Below are 21,656 nucleotides of genomic sequence, written 5' to 3' on the forward strand. Positions count from 1 at the left end.
TGTTATTGGTCCCCACCGGCTTTGGATGCCTTGACGCGCCAGAGTTCCTGCAAGGCGTCGTCGCTCAATCTGATGGTCGGGCGATGCGGCAGCCGAAGATCGACCGCCAGCAGATCGCGCGACAGAAGTTTGACATGCGGCGCCAGCGCCAGCGCCGTCACATGCTCCAGCGCCCGCACGGCACCGTTCTCGGGCAGAAGGATGCGCTGATCCCGATCCAGCACCGCATCCCAGCGCCGGGCGCCCATGCGCTCGAAGCCGCGCAGCCGCCCCTGCAGGGGTTCCGCCGCCCGATACAGCGCCAGCGCCTCGGAAACGACCTCGCGCATGCTCAGCCGCAACGCCTCGGCGCGCCGCCGGTCCGCATCGGACAGCGTCGCCGAGCGCGCCGCCAGAAGCGCCGCATCCTCGGGACGCAGGATGTCGCCCGCGATGACCGGCAGGTCGGCATGCTCCATCCGGCTGCCCGCCGGTCCGACGGTGACCCCCTCCTCGTCCAGCAGGAACAGCCCGTCCGCGGCACGCCACAACACCACCGGCTGCCGCTCGACCACGTCCACCTGCAGGACACCGCTCTGCCGGATGCGCAGATCGAGCACGAGCGGACGGCGTCCAGCGCCGCCACCCGGGCCTGCATCTCGGTCAGGTCCAGCTCGAAAGAGCTGATCGGGAAATCGACCGGGATCTCGGCCCGGATCGCACTGGGCCACCGGCACAGAGGCGCCGTCGACCGCCATCAGCTTGACCTGGAACTCGGGGCGGTTCTGCACCGCCGCCTGCACGTCGCTGACCATCAGGTTGAAGGCCTCGCGGTTGGCCTCGGTCGAGAACCACAGCGAGGCGCCGCCGAAACACAGCGCGACGGGCAGCCCGACCCGCAGGGTGAAGCGGAACAGCGGCGTCAGCATCAGCCGCTCCATCCGGTAGCGCATGCGCGAGACGCGCGGGTCCAGCCGCGCCATCTGCGGCCCGTCGTGGTTCACCTCGACCATGCCGCCCCCGGTTTCCGCCAGCAGGCGCGACCAGACCGCGCCGTCGCGCCGCCCCGGGCGCGCCGGCGCGCCGGTCATCCAGACCCCCGTGCTTCTTCTTGGCCCAAATACCCCGAAACCGCAGCCGCCGCGCAGCGCGCCCTCGGCCCATGCCGCGAACCCGGTGCTTCTGCTGTGCACAAACACCCCGGCGCCCCGGCCCGCCGGCGGCCCCTCCGTCAGCGATCGCATGAGGCATCCTCCACCATCCAGGCGCAGAACCGGCCGAAACTCAGGCCGACCAGCCCGGCGTGCTCGGGCGAGAGCGAGGTCGGCGTCATGCCCGGCTGGGTGTTGGTCTCCAGCAGGATCAGCCCGTCCAGGCCCCGGTCCTCGTCCCAGCGGAAATCGGTGCGCGACACGCCCCGGCACCCCAGCGCCCGATGCGCGCGCAGCGCGTAGTCGAGGCAGGCCTCGGTGATCTCGGCGGGGATCTCGGCGGGGCAGACGTGGCGCGACCCGCCCGCCTTGTACTTGGCGTCGTAGTCGTACCAGCCATCGGTCACGATATCGGTCACCCCAAGCGCGCGGTCGCCCATGACCGTGGTGGTCAGTTCCCGGCCCGGCGCGAAGGCCTCGACCATGACCACCCCGGGCATGTCCTCGGACAGGCGCGGCGGCGTGTTGGCGCCCTTGTCGACGAGGTAGACACCCACCGAAGAGCCTTCGTTGTAGGGTTTGACCACATAGGGCGGCGCCATGACATGCCGCGCCATGACCTCGGCCTTCTCGGCCAGCAGGCTCTCGCAGACCGGCAGACCGGCGGCGCGGTAGACCTGCTTGGTCCGCTCCTTGTCCATGGCCAGCGCCGAGGCCAGCACGCCGGAATGGGTATAGGGCAGCCGCAGCCACTCCAGCATGCCCTGCACGCAGCCGTCCTCGCCCCAGCGCCCATGCAGCGCATTGAAGACCACGTCGGGCTTCAGCGCCTGCAACCGGGCGACCAGGTCCGGCCCGGCATCCACCTCGGTGACATCATATCCTTCGCCCCTCAGGGCGGCGGCACATTCCCGACCGGAAACCAGCGAGACCTCGCGTTCAGCCGAGGGTCCGCCCTTCAATACCGCCACCTTCGGGAGTGTCCTGCTCGACATCCCAAACCGCCTCTTCCGGCGCGACGACCGTTCCGTCGCTGCGCACTTCTATGCAGCTTATATGGTGCTGCCTGTCTTCTGCCGGGGCCGTTTTCCGGCCCATTTTTTTTCGCCCGGACCGCGTGGGGTCCGACCTTGTCAGGGCCGGTTTCGGCCCAATCTTGGCGGGTCGCGCAGTTACCCTGCTTCGCCGACCCGCATGATTTCCCAGTGTAACTCTATTCCGCTGTGTTGGAAAACCCTTTTTCGCACTTCCTCGCCAAGTGATTCGAGGTCCGCCGCGGTGGCCCCCCCGGCGTTGACAAGGAAGTTCGAATGCTTCGGGCTCATCTGCGCGCCGCCCAGCGTGGCACCGCGCATTCCGGCCTCGTCGATGACCTTCCAGGCCTTCAGATCGTGCACGTCATCCGCCCGCCCGGTCGAGGAGAACCCCGCCGGGTTGCGAAAGGTGCTGCCGGCGGTGCGATCCTTGGTGGGCTGGGTCTCGTCGCGCTTCTTCAGCTGCGCCTCCATGCGCGCGGCCAGCGCGGCAGGATCGCCCGGCAGCCCCTCGAAGACCGCCTCGACGATCACCGCGCCCTCGGGCAGGCTGCTCTGCCGGTACTGCAGGTCCAGCGCGGCGGCGTCCAGCACCGCCTCGCGACCGTCGCGCAGCACCACCGTCACCGCCTTGAGGTGATCGGCGGTATAGGTGCCGTAGCATCCGGCGTTCATGCGCACGGCGCCGCCGATGCTGCCGGGGATGGTGCGCAGGAAGGTCAGGTCGACGCCCGCCTCGGCGGCGCGCACGGCCACATGGGCGTCCAGCGCCGCGGCGCCCACGGTGACCCGCCTGCCCTCGACCGAGATCCCGTTGAAGCCCCGGCCCAAACGGATGACCACGGCCCGCAGCCCGCCGTCCCGCACGATCAGGTTGGACCCGACGCCCATCGGAAAGACCGGCACCGCCGGATCCAGCGCCGCAAGGAAGGCCTTCAGGTCCTCTCGGTCGGCGGGCTGGAACAGCCAGTCGGCGGGACCGCCGACGCGCAGCCAGGTCAGGTCGTTCAGGGGACGGTCCGGGGTCAGCCGGCCACGGGTCTGGGGCATCTGGATCATGGGCTTGTGCTACGCCGCCGGACGCGGCAGGGCAAGCCCGACCGGCGGAGGCCTGCGCGACCGGGCCGGGCGACCAGCCCCGCCAGCACATCGCCCCGCCCCCGGGACAGCGCCTGATGGCCCGCAATGAGGGCCAGGAAGAAGGCTGCAAACGGTACGGCGAGAAGCATGGCGGCAATCCCTTCGATGTCGGGACAACTGTGCGTCCGCCGCAGCGGTTCCCATAGTCCGGTATCCCCGACCCCCGCGCCCGGCGGGATGCGCCCGCGGGTGCGGCCGGGGCCGAAGCGGCTTCGAAGCCGCTTCAGCACCGCGCGGCAAGGCACCCGATGGCGCCCCGACGCAGGGACAGGCAGGCCCGAAGCGATGCCGGTGGCTGCCGGGCGGGAAGCGGCTTCGAAGCCGCTTTCAGCCCACCGAAACCGCGCTCAGCGGCCAGGCCGCACCGGAAAGCGGATCGCCCGCGCGGGACGGATCACCCGCCAAGCCCGCTGACCCCGGGTCAGACCCCGCTCAACCCGTCGTGCGCCGTTTTACCCATGCACCGAGGTAGCGCAGGGGCCAGCGCAGGATGCTCATCCCCGCAAAAAGCACGATCAGCCCGATCCACGGCCCGTTCTGGTAGGTGACATAGCCCAGCAGCGGGATGCCCACCCCGATCAGCCAATAGGCCCGGGTCCAGTGATCATCTCGCGAGGGAGAATTGCCAAGACATTGGCCGCCACCGCCCAGAGGCAGGCCAACATGAGTGAGATGGTCATGGCCGTCCCTTTCCTGTTGCCCCCCGGGCGCCGCAACTATGCGCGCCAGGCTACGCCGGGGCAAGAGCGCAAAGGTGGGATTATCGCGAAAAATGCCCCTGCGAAGGCGCCTGCCGCCCTCTTGTGCGCTTGGGCCGGGGCAGATCCCCCGGGCTTCGTGCCACCTCGGGCTGCCGGGGACCGGCCAGAGCGCCCCGGCCCTAGGCGCCCCGACGCCCCGACGATCCGCCCGGCGGGCGAGATCTGCGCGGTCTCGCCAGCTCTCAGGATCGCGGCGAACAGCGGAGCGACGACAGGCGGGCACCCCGCCGCCTGCGCCCCCAGAAAAAGGGCCGGCATCGCAATGCCAGCCCGCAAGCGCAGAGGGAAAGGCGCATGACCGGCAGGACAGGAACCCACCCCTCCCCTTTAACGCCAGCCGGGGCCTCAGCCCTTCAGACGCTCCGGCAGGCCATTGGCCCAGGCGCTGATCGTCCCCGCGCCAAGGCAGACCACCATGTCGCCCGGCTGGGCCTGTTCGCGCACCAGCCGCTCCAGATCGTCCTCGTCGCGGATCGCGCGGGCATGGCGGTGGCCGTGGCGCACGAGGCCCGCGACAAGATCGTCGCGCGTGGCGCCGGGGATCGGATCCTCACCGGCGGCAAAGACCTCGGCAATCGCGACCACGTCGGCCTCGTTGAAGCAGGTGCAGAACTCGTCGAAGTGATGCGACAGGCGCGAGTAGCGGTGCGGCTGGTGCACGGCGATCACCCGCCCCTCGGTCGCCTGACGGGCGGCCTTGAGCACGGCGGCGATCTCGACCGGGTGGTGGCCGTAGTCGTCGATGACCGTCACGCCACCCACTTCACCCACCTTGGTGAAGCGCCGGTTGACGCCGCCGAAGGCGGCCAGCGCCGCGCGGATCTCATCCGCTGACATGCCCAGGTGCCGCGCCACGGCAATCGCCGACAGCGCGTTCGACACGTTGTGGTCGCCCGGCATCGGCAGGGTGCAGCCCTCGATCACGTCGCCCGAGACCTGGAAGGCGACGTCGAAATGCGCGACGCCCTTTTCGTAGCGCAGGTTCACCGCGCGCACGTCCGCCTGAGCGTTGAAGCCGTAGGTGGTCACGCGGCGGTCGGTGACACGGCCCACCAGCGCCTGCACCTCGGGGTGATCGGTGCAGCAGACCGCCAGCCCGTAGAAGGGGATGTTGGACACGAAGTCGTAAAACCCCTGCCTCAGGTTCTCGATCGTGCCCCAGTGCTCCATATGCTCGGGGTCGATATTGGTCACGATGGCGATGGTCGCGGGCAGACGGTTGAAGGTGCCGTCGCTCTCGTCGGCCTCGACCACCATCCACTCGCCCTGCCCCATCCGCGCATTGGAACCATAGGCGTGGATGATCCCGCCATTGACCACGGTCGGATCGAACTGGCCCGCGTCCAGCAGCGTGGCGACCATGGTGGTGGTCGTCGTCTTGCCGTGGGTGCCCGCGATGGCGATGTTGGACTTCAGGCGCATCAGCTCGGCCAGCATCTCGGCCCGGCGCACGACGGGCAGGCCACGGCGGCGCGCCTCGTCCAGCTCGGGGTTGCCCGGCTTGATCGCCGAGGAAATCACCACCACGTCGGCGCCTTCGAGGTTCTCGGCCCGCTGGCCTTCGAAGACGCGCGCGCCCATCTCGGCCAGCCGTTTGGTGATCTTCGAGGCCTTGAGGTCAGAGCCCTGCACCGAATAGCCGTGGTTCAGCAGAACCTCGGCGATGCCGGACATGCCGATGCCGCCGATGCCGACGAAGTGGATCGCCCCCACGTCTCCGGGCAGCTTGGTCGCCCCTGTCATGACCGCCGCCCGCTCAAGCTCCAGGTCCTTCATGTCCCATGCCCTCGTTTTCTTGTTCTGCCTGTAGGTAAGGCCTTGTCCCGGCCAAGTGTTCCACGAGGGCCGCCAGTTCCTCGGCGGCCTCGGGTTTGGCGACGCTCAGCGCCGCCCTTTGCATCTGGATCGCGCCGCTTTCGTTCGACAGGATCGAATGGATCGCCCCGGTCAGGCTTTCGATGGTCAGCTTCGTCTCGGGAATGCGGATCGCCGCGCCCGCCTCGACCAGTGCGCGGGCATTGGCATTCTGGTGGTCGCCGGTGGCATGCGGATAGGGGATCAGGATCGACGGTCGCCCGATCACCGCGATATCCGCCACCGAAGAGGCGCCCGAGCGCGAGATCACCAGCTGTGCCTCGGACATCCGCGAGGGCACGTCCTGAAAGAACGGCTGCACATCGGCCTGAAGCCCGTTCTCGGCGTAATAGGTGGCGACGCGGTCGCCGTCCTCGTCGCGGGCCTGATGACTGACACGCAGGTTCTGCACCATCTCCAGCGGCAGCCCCGCCAGCGCCGGCGGCACCACGTCCGACAGTGTCCGCGCGCCCTGGCTGCCGCCGATCACCAGCACCGACATCGGGTAGGGTCCGGGCGCGATATAGCCCGCCGCCGCCCGTTCCAGCACCGCCATGCGGACCGGGTTGCCGGTGTGGAACGCCTCGACGCCCTCTGGCAGCGTGGTCGGCCATGTGCCGCAGGCCACCGCGTCGACCTTGTCGGCGAAGAAGGTGTTGACCTTGCCCAGCACGCCGTTCTGTTCATGGATCATCCGCGGCAGCTTCAGCAGCCGCGCCGCGCCAAGCGCGGGGATCGAGGGATAGCCGCCGAAGCCCACGACCACCGAGGGCCGGTCCCGGCGCATCCGCCGCGCCATGGACAGCACGCCGCCGGCGATGCGGAAGGGCACGCCCAGCTTGGCCAGCGGGCCGCCCCGCGCGAAGGTCGCGCTGGCGACCTGCTCGATCTCGACCGAATGGGGAAAGCCGCCGGTGTAGCGCGCCCCGCGCGCGTCGGTGGACAGCTTCACCCGCCAGCCCCGCCGCAGCATGATCTCGGCCAGCGCCTGCGCGGGGAACATATGCCCGCCCGTACCGCCCGCCGCCATCACCAACAGAGGCCTTTGCCCCGCCATTCCACCATCTCCCGTGCCCGCGTTCGGGGCCTGTTATACCACAGCCTGCCCCGGGTCCATCATCGCGGGATCAGCGGCACCTTTCCGCGCATCCGGGCCCGCAGGCAGGGCCCCGGCGCTGTCTCAGGCCTGCCGCCGTCCGCGCAGGATGTCCCCGATCTCGCCCTGCGGACGGGCCCGGGTGAAGGCCAGCAGCATGCCGACGGCGATGCCGCCCGCGATCAGCGACGAGCCGCCGTAGCTGACGAAGGGCAGCGTCATGCCCTTGGCCGGCAGCAGGCGCACCGCGACGCCCATGTTGATCATCGCCTGCACGCCGAACATGGCCGCAAGGCCGGTGCCCGCGAGGCGGATGAAGGGGTCGCGCTCGCGCATCAGCCGGATGAAGCTGCGCACCACGATGGTCGCGTAAAGCGCGAGGATCGCCAGCACCATGACTAGGCCGTATTCCTCGGCGGCGACGGCGATGATGAAATCGGTATGCGCGTCGGGCAGCGACCATTTCACCTGCCCCTCGCCCACGCCGACGCCGAAGAAGCCGCCCTCGCGGATCGCGTTGGTGGCATAGCCAAGCTGGGTGGTCGGGTCGACATCCGGCGACAGGAAGCCGTCGATCCGGCGGGCAAAGTGCTCGGAAGAGTTATAGGCCAGCATGCCGCCCATGACGACCAGCCCGGCCAGACCGACCAGCAGCATCATCGGCGCACCGCCCACGAACCACATGACGCCCCAGCCGAACAGCACCAGCGCGGCCTGACCGAAGTCGGGCTGCACCGCCAGCATCATCACGATCGCGAAGCACAGGACAAAGGAATACAGCCGCCCCGGCGGGCCGCCAAGCTCCTGCCCCGCGGCCATCATCCAGGCCGAAGCGATGACGAACATCGGCTTCAGGAATTCCGAGGGCTGCAGCGAGGCGAAGCCAAGGCTGTACCAGCGCACCGCGCCCTTGCCGAAATCGGTGCCGAAAAACGGCAGCATGGCCAGCGCCACGAAGGTCACAAGGAAGCCGATGACCGCAAGGCGCCGCACCATCAGCGGCGTCATCATCGAGGTCAGGAACATGGCGATCATCGCCAGCCCGCCGAAGAAGGCCTGCCGCTGCACGTAGTGGAAGGGGGTCAGCCCGTTGCGCTCGGCCAGCGGCGGAGAGGCCGCCAGCCCGAGGAGGATCCCCATCCCGAACAACATCAGGATGCAGGACAAGGCCCATTTGTCCACCGTCCGCCACCACTTGGGGAGGACCGGCTCGCCACCCTTCACGGGTACCGTGCCATAAACCATCTCTGTCATGAGAGCACCGCTCGACTGCCTCGAAAAACGCCCGGTTGTCCGGGTCTGTGGTCCAGTCTAGCCGAAGCCGCCCGGTCAAGCCAGAAAAATCCCACTCTGGCAGGGCGGTAGCGAATTCTTTGAAAGAATTCGGCCCGTTTTCCGCGCCGGAAAACGGCGCCCCGCGCGGTCCTTCGGCCCCTTTCCAAGCGCGCGCGGCTGGCATAGAGGGCAGGCCATGCAAGTCCGCACCCTGATCCTTGGCGCCGGCGCCGCCGGCATGATGGCCGCCGCCCACGCCGGCCCCGGCACGCTGGTCGTCGATCACGCCGCCAGCCCCGGCGAGAAGATCCGCATCTCCGGCGGCGGGCGCTGCAACTTCACCAATCTGCACTGCGGGCCAGAGGCCTTCCTTGGCGCCAATGCGCATTTCCACAAATCCGCGCTGGCGCGCTACAGCCAGTGGGATTTCCTCGACCTCGTCGGGCGATACGGCATCGCCTGGCACGAAAAGACGCTGGGCCAGCTGTTCTGCGACGGCAAGGCCACGCAGATCGTCGACATGCTGCGGCAGGAGATGGCGCAGGCCGGGGCCGATCTCTGGCTGAAGACCACGGTGGCGGGCGTGACCCATGCGGACGGGCGCTTTCGCGTGGCGCTGGACCGCGAGGGACGGCGCGAGACCGTCACCGCCGGGGCGCTGATCCTTGCGACCGGGGGCAAGTCGATCCCCAAGATGGGCGCCACCGGCCTTGCCTACGACCTCGCCCGGCAATTCGGCCATGCCATCACCGAGACCCGCCCCGCCCTCGTGCCGCTGGTCTTCGAAAAGGGCCGCTTCGCCGGGATCTCGGGCGTCTCGACCCCGGCGCGGCTGTCGAACGACCGGGCGGGCTTCGACGAGGCGCTGCTCTTCACCCACCGGGGCCTGTCCGGGCCGGCGATCCTGCAGATCTCCAGCTACTGGCGCGAGGGCGAAGAAATCGTCGCCAACCTCTTTCCCGGCGCCGATCTGTCGGAGGTGCTGAAATCCGCCCGCGCCGCAGAGGGCCGCCGGTCGCTGACCACCGAACTGGCCCGGCACCTCCCGCAGCGCCTTGTTGCGCATCTGGGCGAGAGCCTCGACCTGACGGGCAATCTCGCCGACCTCTCGGACCGTCGCATCGCCGCTCTGACCGAAAGCCTGACCGGCTGGCGCCTGAAGCCCGCGGCGAGCGAGGGCTACCGCACCGCCGAAGTCACGCTGGGCGGCATCGACACCGACGGCTTCGACAGCCGCACGATGATGTCGAAGACCCTGCCCGGCCTCTATGCCATTGGCGAGGCGCTGGACGTCACCGGCTGGCTGGGCGGCTACAACTTCCAGTGGGCACGGGCCTCGGCCATGGCCGCCGCCCGGCATCGCGCGGGCTGAGGGCGCCGGGCGGGCGCAGGGTCTTCGACGAAGACCCTGCCCGCCGACGCAGTCTTCGTCGAAGACTGCGTCGGCACCCCGCCGCTACCCCATCCGCGCGCGGCACCAGACCGCGTCGTGATCCGACAGCGGTCGGCCCGCCGCATCCAGCGAGGAGACCACCGCGCCCTCCAGCGGCGACAGCCCGCGCCCGGCGAACCAATCGAGCTTCATCACCCGCTCCGGGTGCGGGGTGATCAAGCTGGGGCGCGTGGTCATGCCCTCGGCGGTGAAATCCCAGTGGTAGCCACGGGCCTCGGCCTCGGCGAACAGCGTCTCGCGGCGCCAGTCGAAATCGGGCGGCAGGTGATTGCCGGTGTTCAGGTCGCCGCCGATCAGCACCGGCAGGCCGGGGGCGAACGCCTCTGCCCCGTCCAGCAGCACCGCCATCTGCCGCGACCGGTGCGCGGCGTCGGCATTGCTTTCAAGATGGGTGGAGACAACGCAGAGCGGCCCCGCCGCCGTTTCGACCACCGCGGCCAGCGCCATGCGCCCGCCAAGGCGCGGCTGCTCGGGGTCGGCGCCCGCCGCCGCGCTGTACCAGTGGCCGTGATCGTCCAGCCGGATCAGCGTCACGGCGCGCATCGGCACCCGCGACAGGATTGCATTGCCGTGCCAGCCCAAACTGTTGAAATCATCGGTGCAGAAAGGCCGCTCGGTCGGGCCGCCAAGGCCCATCTCGAAGAATTCGACCCCGTAGGCATAGGTCATGCCCGGGGCCCGGGCCATTTCTGCGGTCGTGTGGCGCTGGCCGGTGCGGGCCATGCCGTGATCCATCTCGGACAACAGCAGCAGGTCCGGCGCGAAACGCTCCAGATGTGCGGCGCTGTCCTCGGGGAAGAGGCAGCGTTCGAGGTTCCACGCCACCACCGACAGCACCGCGGGCAGGGTTTCGGCGGAGGCCGTGCCGCCGGTCTCGACGGCGGCCATCGCGGGCACCTCGGCCATCAGCGCGCGGTGGACCCCGGCGGTGCGCGGCCCCGCCAGCAAGGCGGCGCGCTGCGCCCCGGTCACCGGCGGCAGGCTGTCCAGACGCGCGGTCACAGCCGGTGCCCCGTCTGATGGTCGAAGAGCGCCAGCGCCTCGCGCGGCAGGGCCACGCGATGCCGGTCGCGCGTGATCGGGGAATCCTTCAGCACATGCGCGGTGAAGGGCTGGCCCGCCACCTGCCCGTGCAGCAGCCGGTGCGCGCCCAGTTCCTCGACCAGCGCCACGTCGAAGGTCGCCTCGCCATCGCCGATGCGCACGTCCTCGGGGCGGATGCCCAGCGTGATCGGCCCGCTGCGCCCGCTGGGCGCGGTCAGCACCGCGGTGCCATCCGCCAGCCGGACCGCACCCTCGGCAAAGCTGGCCTCGATCAGGTTCATCGGCGGCGCCCCCATGAAAGAGGCCACGAAGGTCGAGGCCGGCTGGTGGTAGATCTCGGAAGGCGTGCCGATCTGCTCGATGCGCCCGCCGTTCAGCACCACGATGCGGTCGGCCATGGTCATCGCCTCGACCTGATCATGGGTGACGTAGATCGCCGTCACGCCAAGGCGCCGCTGCAGGGCCTTGATCTCGATCCGCATCTGGTTGCGCAGCTTGGCATCGAGGTTCGACAGCGGCTCGTCGAAGAGGAACAGCGCGGGGTCGCGCACGATGGCCCGGCCCATGGCAACTCGCTGGCGCTGGCCGCCCGACAGCTGCGCGGGCTTGCGGTCGAGGTAGTCGGTCAGGTTCAGCATCCGCGCCGCCTCTTCGACCTTCGCGGCGATCTCGGCGGCGGGTGTGCGGCGGTTCTTCAGCCCGTAGCCGATGTTCTTGCGCACCGTCATATGGGGATACAAAGCGTAGTTCTGGAACACCATGGCGATGTCGCGGTCCGCCGGGTCGACGGTGTTGACGACGCGCTCGCCAATGGACAATTCGCCCTCGGTGATCTCTTCCAGCCCCGCCACCATGCGCAGAAGCGTGGACTTGCCGCAGCCCGAAGGCCCGACCAGCACTAGGAACTCTCCGTCCTCGATGCGGAAGGAGCAAGGCTTCACCGCCTCGAACCCGTTGGGGTAGACCTTGCGCAGCTGATCCAGCGTTACCGTCGCCATCTTTTCTGTCCTTTCCTGTCGCCCGCGCGGCTGGCCGCGATCCGGGCGCCCGCCCGTCGCGGCGGGGCGTCTTGTCGTTGACCGCCGGACCCGCGCGGGTCCGCGGGTGTCACTTGTCGGACTCCGTCAGGCCCTTCACGAACCAGCGCTGGAAGAAGACCACCACCGCGACCGGCGGGATCACCGCCAGCACCGCAAGGATGTTGGACCGCCCGAACTCGGGAATATGCCCACCCTCAAGGCTTTGGGTGATCTGCTTGATCCCCTGCACCAGGGTGAACTTGCCCTCTTCGGTCGAGACCATGGTGGGCCAGAGATACTGGTTCCAGCCGTAGACGAACATGATGATGAACATCGCCGCGATCATCGTGCGCGACAGCGGCACGAGGATGTCGACGAAGAACTTCACCGGCCCGGCGCCGTCGATCTTCGCCGCCTCGACCAGTTCCTCGGGGACCGACATGAAGAACTGCCGGAAGAAGAAGGTCGCCGTGGCCGAGGCGATCAGCGGCACGATCAGCCCGGTCCACGTGTTCAGCAGCCCCAGCTTCTGGGTGATCTCGTAGCTGGGCACGATGCGCACCTCGAGCGGCAGCAGCAGCGTGGTGAAGATCAGCCAGAAGGCCAGCGTGGCGAAACGCAGGCGGAAATAGACGATGGCATAGGCCGCCATCATGGCGATGACGATCTTGCCCACCGCGAAGCCGAGGCCAAGGATCATCGAGTTGCGGAACATGTTCAGGCCGGTGGTCTCGCCGGAATAGCTCATCGAGCCGAAGAGCGCCTTGTCCAGGTTGGCGCCGAAGCGGTCGCCGATCTCCAGCGAGGGGCCCGAGCGCAGGATCTCCGCGTCGGGGATGGTGCTCATCTGCACCAGCATCAGCAGCGGCGCGATCATGAAAAGCGCGCCTGCGATCAGCACCGCGTGGTTGACCACCGCGCCCCAGCGAAAGGGCGCGCGGTGGATCTTGGGACGGGTCACGGGGGCGGCTTGGGTGATATCTGCCATGGGGTCGCCTCAGGTATAGTGGATGCGGCGTTCGACCATCCGGAACTGGAAGATCGTCAGCGCCAGCACGAGGACCATCAGCACCACCGACTGCGCCGAGGATCCGCCGATGTCCTGCCCCCGGAAGCCGTCGAGGTAGACCTGATAGACCAGCGTCACCGGCATATCGCCCGGGTTGTTGCGCAGGATCGTGTCGATCATCCCGAAGGTCTCGAAAAGCGCGTAGGTGATATTGATGATCAGCAGGAAGAAGCCGGTCGGCGCCAGCAGCGGGAAGGTCACCGTCCAGAACCGCGAAAAGCCCGAGCGGTTGTCGATCAGCGCCGCCTCGCGCACCGCGCGGGGGATCGACTGAAGCCCCGAGAGGAAGAAGATGAAGTTCACCGGCACCTGCTTCCAGATGCTTGCCACGATCATCGCGAAGGCGGTGTCGTGGTAATCCAGCCGGATGCGGATGTCCCAGCCGAACTGCGAGAAGAACTCTGTCAGCGGGCCCCAGCGCTGGTTGAAGACGATCAGCGCGATGAAGCCCGCCACCGGAGGCGCCACCGCGTAGACCCACATCAGCAGCGTGCGATAGGTCTTTGCCCCGCGCAGCACGGTATCGGCCTTGACCGCCAGCAGCAGCGCGATGCCCAGCGAGAACAGCGTCACAACGCCGGAGAACCAGACCGTGAACCAGGCGTTCCGCATGTACTGGGCGCTGTCCCAGAGCCGCGTGTAGTTCTTCAGCCCGACGAAGGTCTGCCCCAGTCCGAAGGGGTCTTCGAGGTAGAAGGACGAGCGCAGCGCCTGCCATGCGGGCCAGTAGAAGAACAGGCAGATGATCGAAAGCTGCGGCACCAGCAGCAGCATCGGCAGCCAGCGGTTGTCGAATCCGGCGCGTTTCATAGGTGTTTCCAGAACGGGGAAGGGCCGCGCGCTCGCGGCCCTTCGGTTTCTCGGGTCAGGCTCAGTTGGCGGTCTGGGCAAAGCGGCCCAGCAGCTCGTTGCCTTCGGACTCGATGGTGGCCAGCGCGTCCTCGATCGAGGTCTCGCCGTTCAGGAAGCGCGACAGCTCGCGGTTCTGGACGTCGCGGATCTGCACGTAGAAGCCCATGCGGTAGCCGGCGGTGTTGTCGCCCGGCTGAAGCATCAGCTGCTTGATGCCGGTTTCGGCGGCGGGGAAGCGCTCGTAGTGGCCGTCTTCCTTGGCCAGCTCATAGGCGGCTTCGGTGATCGGCACATAGCCGGTTTCGCGGTGCCACATGTACTGCACCTCGGGCGAGGTCAGGTACTGGAAGAAGGCGGCCGAGGCGGCGTTCTCTTCGTCCGACTTGCCCGCCATGGCGAACAGCGAGGCGCCACCGATGAAGCTCTGATAGCCCTCTTCGGTGATCGAGGCCCAGTAGGGCAGATAGGTCGAGGCCCACTCGAAGGGCAGGTCCATCGCGGTCAGGCCGCCGAAGTCACCCGACGAACCGATGTACATGGCCGCCGAACCGTCGTTGAAATGCGCCTGGTTGTCGTCCCACGAGGTGCCGTGGAAGCCGAAGAGGCCCGCGTCCAGCCATTCCTTCACCTTGGTGAAGTGCATGGCCATCTCTTCCGAGTTGATCAGGATCTCGGTGCCCTCGGCGCCGTCGTAGCCGTTGTTGTTGGTGGCAAACGGCAGGTTGTGGCGCGAGTGGAAGTTCTCGACGAATTCCCACGGCAGGTGCGTCTGCACCAGCGGCACGTAACCGGCGTCCTTGATCGCGGGGGCGGCGGCCTCGAATTCCTCGTAGGTCGCGGGGGCTTCGACACCGGCGGCGGCCAGGGCGTCGATGTTGTAGTACAGAACCGGCGAGGACGAGTTGAACGGCATGCCGATCATCTTGCCGTCGCTGTCGGCGTAGAAGTAGCGCACGCCGGCGATGTAATCCTCGATGTCGAAGTCGACGCCGTTCTGGGTCAGCAGGTCCTGAACCGGGATCGTCGCGCCCTTGGCGCCGATCACGGTGGCGGCACCGGCGTCGAAGACCTGCACGATGTTGGGCTGCTCACCGGCGCGGAATGCGGCGATGGCGGCGGTCAGGGTTTCCTCGTAGGAGCCCTTGAAGACCGGGGTGATGGTGTAGTCGTCCTGCGATTCGTTGAAGCCCGCGGCGATCTGGTTCACGACGTCGCCCAGATGGCCGCCCATGCCGTGCCACCAGGTGATTTCGGTCTCGGCCACGGCGGTACCGTCGCCGTCAGCGCGAAACCCGCTGCGGCGGTGAACTGGATGAAGTTTCTCATGTCTCTCTCCGGTCAGGGCGCGGGCGCACGAAGGGCCCTGCGCTTGTTGCCGCCGGGCACCTGGCCCGCGCGGCGAATGGATCGGGATTTCCCCTGCGTCTCACGCCGCCCTGCCCCGTTTGACCGGGGGCCGGGCCGCGCTCCAGGCTGCTCTAGGAGGGGGGCGTGATGCCTAGGTGACGGTTTTCTGACAGTTTTGTCACAGCCGCCGGCGCGGCGGCGTCAGGTGCGACACTCTGTCAGGCCCAAGTCACTGGCAGCCCTAAAGAATCCCGTTGATGCCGCAACGCGGCGGGCTTAATAACGCGCGGTGCAGCGCGCGACCGTCGCTGTGCCGTTCGCGCGGTGCGAACGCGAATCCTTTGGTGCCGATCTGCGAACCCTGCCCGCATCTTCAAAGGTTTTGCGCTGCGCGACTTACCGCAGGCATGAAACCGCTGTTTTCAAGGGAAATTTCCGCCCGGATCGGCGCGGAATCGCCGGGGCGCGCAAGATTCTGCCCCCGGTTGCGCAGAAATGCGCCGAGGCATTTGATTTCTGCGCTGCGGCAAGCACTTATCTGTCCGAACGAACATCCTCAGAGGCGCCCATGCTGAACGACCCGGCCCGCACTGGCCAATTGATGACCCGCAGAACAGCCATGACGGCCCTTCTGGCCTCGACCGCGGCCTTCGGGATCGCGCCGCTTGCGGCGCAGGAAGCGGCAGAGGCCGAGCCGCAGGACGGCGGCGGCACGCCCTTTTCCTTCGACTGGCTGAGTGCGCGCATGAAGGACCAGGCGGCCAATCCCCCGGCGGTGGCCGAGAAGCTGCCCGGCTTCACCGCCGAACTCGGCTACGACGAGTATCAGCGCATCCGATTCGCGCGCGACCGCAACCGCTGGGCCGACCATGCGCGCTTCCAGATGAACGCCTTCCACCCCGGCTGGCTGTTCAACGAGCCGGTGCATGTCTTCGAGGTGGTGGACGAGACCGCGCGTGCCGATGGTCTTCTCGACCGATGACTTCGACTATTCCTCGCTGAAGCGCGATATCCCCGAGCATTTCGAGCTTCCGGGCGCGGCGGGCGTGCGGATCATGGCGCCGCTCAACCGCGCCGACAAGTTCGACGAGCTGGTGACCTTCCTTGGCGCAAGCTACTTCCGCGCGCTGGGGCGCGACAGCATCTACGGGCTCAGCGCGCGCGGGCTGGCGGTGAACACCGGCGTGGCGGAGGGCGAGGAATTCCCCCGCTTCTCGGAACTGTACCTGCAGCGCCCCGCCGAGGGTGACGAGACGCTGACGCTCTACGCCGCGCTGCAAAGCAAATCGGTGACCGGCGCCTACCGCTTTGTCATCCACCCCGGCGCTGTCACCACGATGGAGGTCACGGCACGGCTGTACCTGCGCAACGACATCGCCCAGCTTGGCATCGCACCGCTGACCTCGATGTATTTCTTCGGCGGTTCCGATCCGGGCAATTTCGACGACTTCCGCCCCGCCGTCCACGACAGCGAGGCGCTGGTGGTGAACCTGCCCTCGGGCGAGACGCTATTCCGCCCGCTGAACAACCCGCCACGGCTGGCAAGCTCCTATCTCGGCGCGCAGAGCCCGGTGTCCTTCGGGCTGGTCCAGCGCGAGCGCGACTTCGACCAGTATCTCGACGCGCAGGCGCATTACGAACGCCGCCCCTCGGTCATGGTCGAACCGCTCGGCGACTGGGGCCGGGGCACCGTGCGGCTGCTGGAAATCCCCTCGGATCTGGAGGTCAACGACAATATCGTGGCCTACTGGATTCCAGAGGCCGAGATGACCGCCGGAACCGAGCTGGAGGTCGCCTACCGCTTGCGCTGGGGCATGACGCCTCCGGGTGACGGCTCTTCGCAACATGCCCGGATCCTGCGCACGCGCGTCGGAAAAGGCGGCGTTTCCGGCGTGGATACGCCGACCGATCGGCGGAAATTCGTCATCGATTTCGTCGGCGGCGTTTTGCGGGAACTTCCGGGCGATGCGGATGTTCAAGCGAACGTGAGCATCACCAAGGGAGAGATCGCGGAAACCGTTCTGTCCCGGCTCGACGACGCACAGGGAACCTGGCGGCTGGTGGTCGAGGCCCGCGCCGCGCCGGGCAGCACCACCGAGCTGAAGGCTTCCCTGGACGGATACGGCGGGGTGCTCTCCGAGACTTGGCTCTACCAATGGATGCTGGAATGAAGCACGATACCGAACTGACAGAACAGGCGCTGCGCGCCGAGGCAATCGTCGAATCCTGGCTGCCCCCGGAGGCGCCGCTGGCCATGCCGACGCAGGCCCTGACCCGTGCCGAGACCGAGCGCCGCGGCGGCTGGTTGCGCATCTTCTTCGGCAACCCCGCTGTCTGACCGCCCGATGCCAGCCCCCCTGCCAGCCTCTAGCCGCACCCGCGTGGTGCGCAGCATCGCCATCGGCGTGTCCCTGTCGCTTGCGCTGGTGGCAAGCGGCCTGCTGTTCGAGGCCTCGTTGCAGGACGGCATGGACTGGCTGGACTGGTTCCGGGCGGTGCTGATCCTGATCACCACCGCATGGCTGGCCTGGGGCGCCTCGCTGGCCTTCGCGGGCCTTGCCCCGCGCGCCCGCGCGCCGCGCCGCAGATCACCGGCGTGCAGCCCGCGACCGTGCTGCTCATGCCGATCTGCAACGAGGATCCGGTTGCCACCTTCTCGCGCCTCGCCGCCATAGACCGCTCGCTGGCCGCCGAGGGGCTGTCGGTGGACCTGGCCGTGCTGTCGGACACCCGCGAGCCCTTTGCCGCCGCGCGCGAGCGCGAGGCCTTTGCCCAGCTGCGCGCCAAGGCGACCGGTCAGGGGCGGATCTACTACCGCCAGCGCAGCGACGGACGCGGGCGCAAGGCGGGCAACGTCGAGGAGTTCTTCCGCCGCGCGGGCGGGCGCTACGAGTTCGCCGTGATCCTCGACGCCGACAGCCTGATGACCGGCGCCGCGATCCGGCAGATGATCGCGCGGATGATGGCCGACCCCTCTCTGGGCCTGCTTCAGACCCTGCCGCGCATCGTCTTCGCGCGCTCGTTCTTCGGCCGCGCCATGCAATTCGCCGCCTCGTTCCACGGCGCCGTCTTCTCGCGCGGGCTGGCGCGGATGCAGGGCGCCACCGGGCCGTTCTGGGGCCACAACGCCATCGTGCGCGTGCGCGCCTTCGCCGAAAGCTGCGGCCTGCCGGAGCTGCCCGGAAAGGCGCCCTTCGGCGGCCACATCCTGTCCCACGACTACGTCGAGGCGGCGCTTCTGGCGCGCAACGGCTGGCGGGTCGAGGTCGATCCGCAGATCGACGGCTCTTACGAGGAAGGCCCCGAGAACCTCTACAGCTACGCCCGCCGCGACCGCCGCTGGTGTCAGGGCAACCTGCAGCACATGCGCCTGCTCTTCGCCCCCGGCCTCGCCCCGTGGAGCCGCTTCGTCTTTCTTCAGGGCATCCTGTCCTACCTCGTCTGCCTGCTTTGGGCGGGCTTCGTTCTGGCCTCTCTCGCGGCCTCCATCTGGGCGGTGCCGCCGGATTACTTCCCCGAGCCGCACCAGTTGTTCCCGGTCTTCCCCAGCGACCGCAGCAAGGAGATCACGGCGCTGTTCCTTGGCATCGTGTGTCTGCTGATCCTGCCCAAGTTCGCGATCTGGGCCGAGGCCGCGCTGAGCGGTCGCGCCCGCGCCTACGGCGGTCCCGGCCTTACCCTGGCAGCCGTTCTGACGGACATCCTGCTGAGCTCGCTGCTGGCGCCCGTCATGCTGATGTACCAGACCCGCGCGGTGCTTCAGGTGCTGTCCGGACAGGACGGCGGCTGGCCCGCCAATGCGCGCGGAGAAGGCTTCCTGACCGTGGCGCAGGCCTGGCGCGGCAGCCTCTGGATCGTCGCGCTTGGCATGACCGGGCTGGGCATCGTCGGCTGGTTCGCCCCCGCGATGACCGTCTGGATGCTGCCGATCCTGCTGCCGCTGATCGTGGCCCCCTGGCTGATCGCCCTGTCCTCGCGCCGCCTGACCCGGGCCGTCTTCGGCACCCCCGAAGAGACCGACCCGCCCGCGATCCTCACCGATTACACCACCATCCTCGAAGGCTGGAGCGCCCCGCGCGACCGGTCCGAGTCCGTCGAAGGCTCTGCTGCCCATGTCCCGGCCTGACCCCCTGTCCGCCGTCCGGCGCCCCCGCGATCCGCGCATCGACGCCTTTCGCGGGCTGGCGCTGGCGATGATCTTCATCGACCACGTGCCCGGAAACCCCTACGAGGCCTGGACCCTGCGCAACTGGGGCTTCTCGGATGCCGCCGAGGCCTTCTTCGTCATGTCCGGCGTGGCGGCGGGCATCGCCTATTCCGCCCGGTTCGAGACCCGCGACCAGACCGGCCTCTGGCCCGCCATGGCGCCGCTGTGGTCGCGGGCACTGGATGCTGTACATGGTGCAGATGCTGCTGACGGTCGCGACCATCGCGATCTTCGCCGCCGCCGCCGCGCATTACGCCATGCCCGAACTGCTGACCAAGCATAACCTGAAGGGCATCTTCCAGACGCCGGAAACGGTGCTGCCCGCCCTGCCCTTCCTCGGCCATCAGATCGGCTATGTGAACATCCTGCCCAGCTACGTCGTCCTGCTGCTGGTGGCGCCCTTCGCGATCATGCTGGGCCTGCGGCGGCCCGGCCTGCTTATGGCGCTGTCGGCGGCGCTCTGGCTGGTCGCCGGGCTGACGCGTCTGAACATGCCGAACTTTCCCGGCAACGGCGGCTGGTTCCTGAACCCCTTCACCTGGCAGGTGATCTTTGTCCTCGGCCTTGCCATCGGCATCCGCCACCGGCGCGGAGAGCGGCTGGTGCCGGTGTCGCGCCCGCTGTTTGCGCTCTGTGCCGGGTTCCTGCTCTTCGTGCTGGCGTGGAAGGAGATCCCCGCCTTCGGCAAGTTCATGAACTACCAGATGTGGCGGCTGGGCGACCTTGGGCTGCCCTATACCTTTGTCACCCACAACAAGACCTACCTCGCGGTGCCCCGCCTGCTGCACGTTCTGGCGCTGGTCTACGTGCTGTCCTGCCTGCCACTGGGTGCTGCGTGCCTGCGGGTCGCGTCTGGCCGCGCCGCTGCGGCTGATGGGCCAGCACGGGCTGCTGGTCTTCGCCATCGGCACCGTCCTATCGATGGGTTTTCAGGCGGTGATGGACGGCCACAACGATGCCGCATGGCTGGGGGTGATACTGCCGCCGATGGGCCTCTACCTGCTTTATGCCGCCGCCTATATCGCGCGCCACCTGCGGGCGCTGAAGGCGCCGCGCCGTCCCGCGCCGGTTCCCGCCGCCTCGGAGGCGCCCGCCGTCCTCCCCGTCCCCGCCGCCGTCGCCCACGCCGCCGAATAGCAGGCCTTGCATCTGTCGCGGTGCTGCGCCTTCATTCCCCCACAGGGACAGGAGGAGGACAGGCAATGCTGCTGGACGACAACCAGGCCATGATCGAGGAGATGGCCCGCCGCTTTGCCCGCGAAAAGCTGGCACCGCAGGCCGCCGAGAGGGACCGCACCGCGGAGTTCCCCGCAGAGACCCTGGCCGAGATGGGCGCGCTGGGGTTCATGGGAATGCTGGTGCCCGAAGACCACGGCGGCAGCTACACCGACCACCTGTCCTATGCCGTCGCGCTGGAAGAGATCGCGGCGGGCGACGGGGCGGTGTCGACGATCATGAGCGTCCACAACTCGGTCGGCTGCGTGCCGATCCTGCGCTTTGGCTCTGACGCGCAGAAGGCGCAGTACCTCACCCGCATGGCCTCGGGCGACTGGCTGGGCGCCTTCTGCCTGACCGAACCGCAGGCGGGCTCTGACGCCTCGGCGCTGAAGACCCGGGCGCGGCGGACCAACAGCGGCTGGGTCCTCGACGGGGTCAAGCAGTTCATCACCTCGGGACAGAACGCCGATGTGGCCATCGTCTTTGCCGTGACCGACCCGGAGGCGGGCAAGAAGGGCATCTCTGCCTTCATCGTGCCCACGGATACCCCGGGCTACCGGGTCGCCTCGCTGGAAAAGAAGATGGGGCAGCGGCTGTCGGATACCGCGCAGATCGCCTTTGACGCCATGGAGCTGCCCGCCGGGGCGCTGCTGGGCGAAGAGGGTCAGGGCTATCGCATCGCGCTGTCGAACCTCGAGGGCGGGCGCATCGGCATCGCCTCGCAATCCGTCGGCATGGCGCGCGCCGCGCTGGAGGCGGCGACCGCTTATGCGCAGGACCGCCACAGCATGGGCCGCGCGCTGGTGGATCATCAGGCGGTGGCCTTCCGGCTGGCGGATATGGCCACCCGAGGTCGAGGCGGCGCGCCACCTCGTGCGCCATGCCGCCGCGCTGAAGGACGCGAGGCAGCCCGCGCTGAAAGAGGCCAGCATGGCCAAGCTCTTTGCCTCGGAGATGGCGGAACGGGTCTGCTCGGCGGCGATACAGGTCTTCGGGGGCTACGGCTACACCGCCGATTTCCCGGTCGAACGGATCTACCGCGACGTGCGCGTCTGCCAGATCTACGAGGGCACAAGCGACATACAGAAACTGGTCATCGCCCGCGCCCTGACCGCCTGAGGCTGCCTGAAAACGCCGCGCCCCGACAGCGGGAACCC

The 21,656-nt window shown here is 68.4% G+C and carries 16 protein-coding genes and 5 pseudogenes; 9 read left to right on the forward strand and 12 right to left on the reverse strand.

The window, feature by feature from the left end:
- Positions 1-2: 2 nt before the first annotated feature.
- From ABFB10_RS03345 to ftsW, 7 genes and pseudogenes are all read right to left on the reverse strand, one after another.
- A complete protein-coding gene (locus ABFB10_RS03345) occupies positions 3-1,070 on the reverse strand; it encodes a cell division protein FtsQ/DivIB (protein WP_347165396.1) in 1,068 nt (355 codons plus the stop codon).
- Between the two features lie 140 nt (positions 1,071-1,210).
- Entirely contained in the window at positions 1,211-2,125 is a 915-nt protein-coding gene (locus ABFB10_RS03350) for a D-alanine--D-alanine ligase (RefSeq protein WP_347165398.1), read from the reverse strand.
- A 177-nt stretch (positions 2,126-2,302) separates the two neighbouring features.
- The gene (gene murB / locus ABFB10_RS03355; RefSeq protein WP_347165399.1) at positions 2,303-3,223 is read right to left on the reverse strand and encodes a UDP-N-acetylmuramate dehydrogenase; all 921 of its coding nucleotides are present in this window, start codon (positions 3,221-3,223) and stop codon (positions 2,303-2,305) included.
- Positions 3,224-3,736: 513 nt separating this feature from the next.
- A pseudogene (locus ABFB10_RS03360) lies at positions 3,737-3,984 on the reverse strand (DUF2484 family protein).
- 426 nt (positions 3,985-4,410) lie between these two features.
- Positions 4,411-5,808: a UDP-N-acetylmuramate--L-alanine ligase gene (murC, locus tag ABFB10_RS03365; protein ID WP_347167921.1), complete on the reverse strand. Its 1,398-nt coding sequence runs from the start codon at positions 5,806-5,808 to the stop codon at positions 4,411-4,413.
- A gap of 13 nt (positions 5,809-5,821) precedes the next feature.
- Positions 5,822-6,976: a UDP-N-acetylglucosamine--N-acetylmuramyl-(pentapeptide) pyrophosphoryl-undecaprenol N-acetylglucosamine transferase gene (locus ABFB10_RS03370; RefSeq protein ID WP_347165400.1), complete on the reverse strand. Its 1,155-nt coding sequence runs from the start codon at positions 6,974-6,976 to the stop codon at positions 5,822-5,824.
- 123 nt (positions 6,977-7,099) lie between these two features.
- Positions 7,100-8,269 carry a putative lipid II flippase FtsW gene (gene ftsW, locus ABFB10_RS03375; RefSeq protein WP_347165401.1) on the reverse strand — a complete coding sequence of 390 codons (1,170 nt, stop codon included), beginning with the start codon at positions 8,267-8,269 and terminating at the stop codon, positions 7,100-7,102.
- A 217-nt stretch (positions 8,270-8,486) separates the two neighbouring features.
- Between ftsW and ABFB10_RS03380 the strand changes: the two genes are divergently transcribed.
- On the forward strand, positions 8,487-9,662 hold the full coding sequence (locus tag ABFB10_RS03380; RefSeq protein WP_347165403.1) for a BaiN/RdsA family NAD(P)/FAD-dependent oxidoreductase: 1,176 nt from the start codon (positions 8,487-8,489) through the stop codon (positions 9,660-9,662).
- A gap of 84 nt (positions 9,663-9,746) precedes the next feature.
- Here ABFB10_RS03380 and ABFB10_RS03385 read toward each other — a convergent pair whose 3' ends face one another.
- The 5 genes and pseudogenes from ABFB10_RS03385 to ABFB10_RS03405 all read right to left on the reverse strand — a co-directional run bounded on the left by ABFB10_RS03385 (position 9,747) and on the right by ABFB10_RS03405 (position 15,053).
- Positions 9,747-10,745, reverse strand: coding sequence for an endonuclease/exonuclease/phosphatase family protein (locus ABFB10_RS03385; protein WP_347165404.1), 999 nt, complete (start codon positions 10,743-10,745; stop codon positions 9,747-9,749).
- On the reverse strand, positions 10,742-11,785 hold the full coding sequence (locus ABFB10_RS03390; protein WP_347165405.1) for an ABC transporter ATP-binding protein: 1,044 nt from the start codon (positions 11,783-11,785) through the stop codon (positions 10,742-10,744). Before ABFB10_RS03390 ends, ABFB10_RS03385 begins: the two co-directional genes overlap by 4 nt.
- Positions 11,786-11,894: 109 nt before the next feature.
- Positions 11,895-12,794, reverse strand: a complete 900-nt coding sequence (locus ABFB10_RS03395; protein ID WP_347165406.1) for an ABC transporter permease subunit — start codon at positions 12,792-12,794, stop codon at positions 11,895-11,897.
- 9 nt (positions 12,795-12,803) lie between these two features.
- Entirely contained in the window at positions 12,804-13,685 is an 882-nt protein-coding gene (locus ABFB10_RS03400; protein ID WP_347165408.1) for an ABC transporter permease subunit, read from the reverse strand.
- Between the two features lie 61 nt (positions 13,686-13,746).
- Positions 13,747-15,053, reverse strand: a pseudogene (locus tag ABFB10_RS03405) (extracellular solute-binding protein).
- A 640-nt stretch (positions 15,054-15,693) separates the two neighbouring features.
- On the opposite strand from ABFB10_RS03405, the pseudogene ABFB10_RS03415 reads away from it, so the two are divergent.
- The 8 genes and pseudogenes from ABFB10_RS03415 (at position 15,694) to ABFB10_RS23960 (ending at position 21,618) form a co-directional block, all read left to right on the forward strand.
- Positions 15,694-17,245 (forward strand): annotated as a pseudogene (locus ABFB10_RS03415) (OpgD/OpgG family glucan biosynthesis protein).
- Positions 17,242-17,412 carry a hypothetical protein gene (locus ABFB10_RS03420; protein WP_347165410.1) on the forward strand — a complete coding sequence of 57 codons (171 nt, stop codon included), beginning with the start codon at positions 17,242-17,244 and terminating at the stop codon, positions 17,410-17,412. Before ABFB10_RS03415 ends, ABFB10_RS03420 begins: the two are co-directional and overlap by 4 nt.
- A 7-nt stretch (positions 17,413-17,419) precedes the next feature.
- A complete protein-coding gene (locus tag ABFB10_RS03425; protein ID WP_347165411.1) occupies positions 17,420-17,749 on the forward strand; it encodes a hypothetical protein in 330 nt (109 codons plus the stop codon).
- Positions 17,671-19,200 carry a glucans biosynthesis glucosyltransferase MdoH gene (mdoH, locus tag ABFB10_RS03430; RefSeq protein ID WP_347165412.1) on the forward strand — a complete coding sequence of 510 codons (1,530 nt, stop codon included), beginning with the start codon at positions 17,671-17,673 and terminating at the stop codon, positions 19,198-19,200. The genes ABFB10_RS03425 and mdoH overlap by 79 nt, the downstream gene beginning before the upstream one ends.
- Entirely contained in the window at positions 19,187-19,564 is a 378-nt protein-coding gene (opgC, locus tag ABFB10_RS03435) for an OpgC domain-containing protein (RefSeq protein WP_347165414.1), read from the forward strand. Before mdoH ends, opgC begins: the two co-directional genes overlap by 14 nt.
- Positions 19,482-20,418, forward strand: a pseudogene (locus ABFB10_RS23955) (OpgC family protein). The gene opgC and the pseudogene ABFB10_RS23955 overlap by 83 nt, the downstream one beginning before the upstream one ends.
- A gap of 101 nt (positions 20,419-20,519) precedes the next feature.
- Positions 20,520-21,287, forward strand: a pseudogene (locus ABFB10_RS03445) (acyl-CoA dehydrogenase family protein); the annotation flags it as partial.
- Entirely contained in the window at positions 21,268-21,618 is a 351-nt protein-coding gene (locus ABFB10_RS23960; protein ID WP_430522987.1) for an acyl-CoA dehydrogenase family protein, read from the forward strand. The pseudogene ABFB10_RS03445 and the gene ABFB10_RS23960, both read left to right, overlap by 20 nt.
- Positions 21,619-21,656: the final 38 nt, after the last annotated feature.

Source organism: Ponticoccus litoralis, from assembly GCF_039769985.1.
In the GTDB taxonomy this organism is placed as follows: domain Bacteria; phylum Pseudomonadota; class Alphaproteobacteria; order Rhodobacterales; family Rhodobacteraceae; genus Ponticoccus; species Ponticoccus litoralis.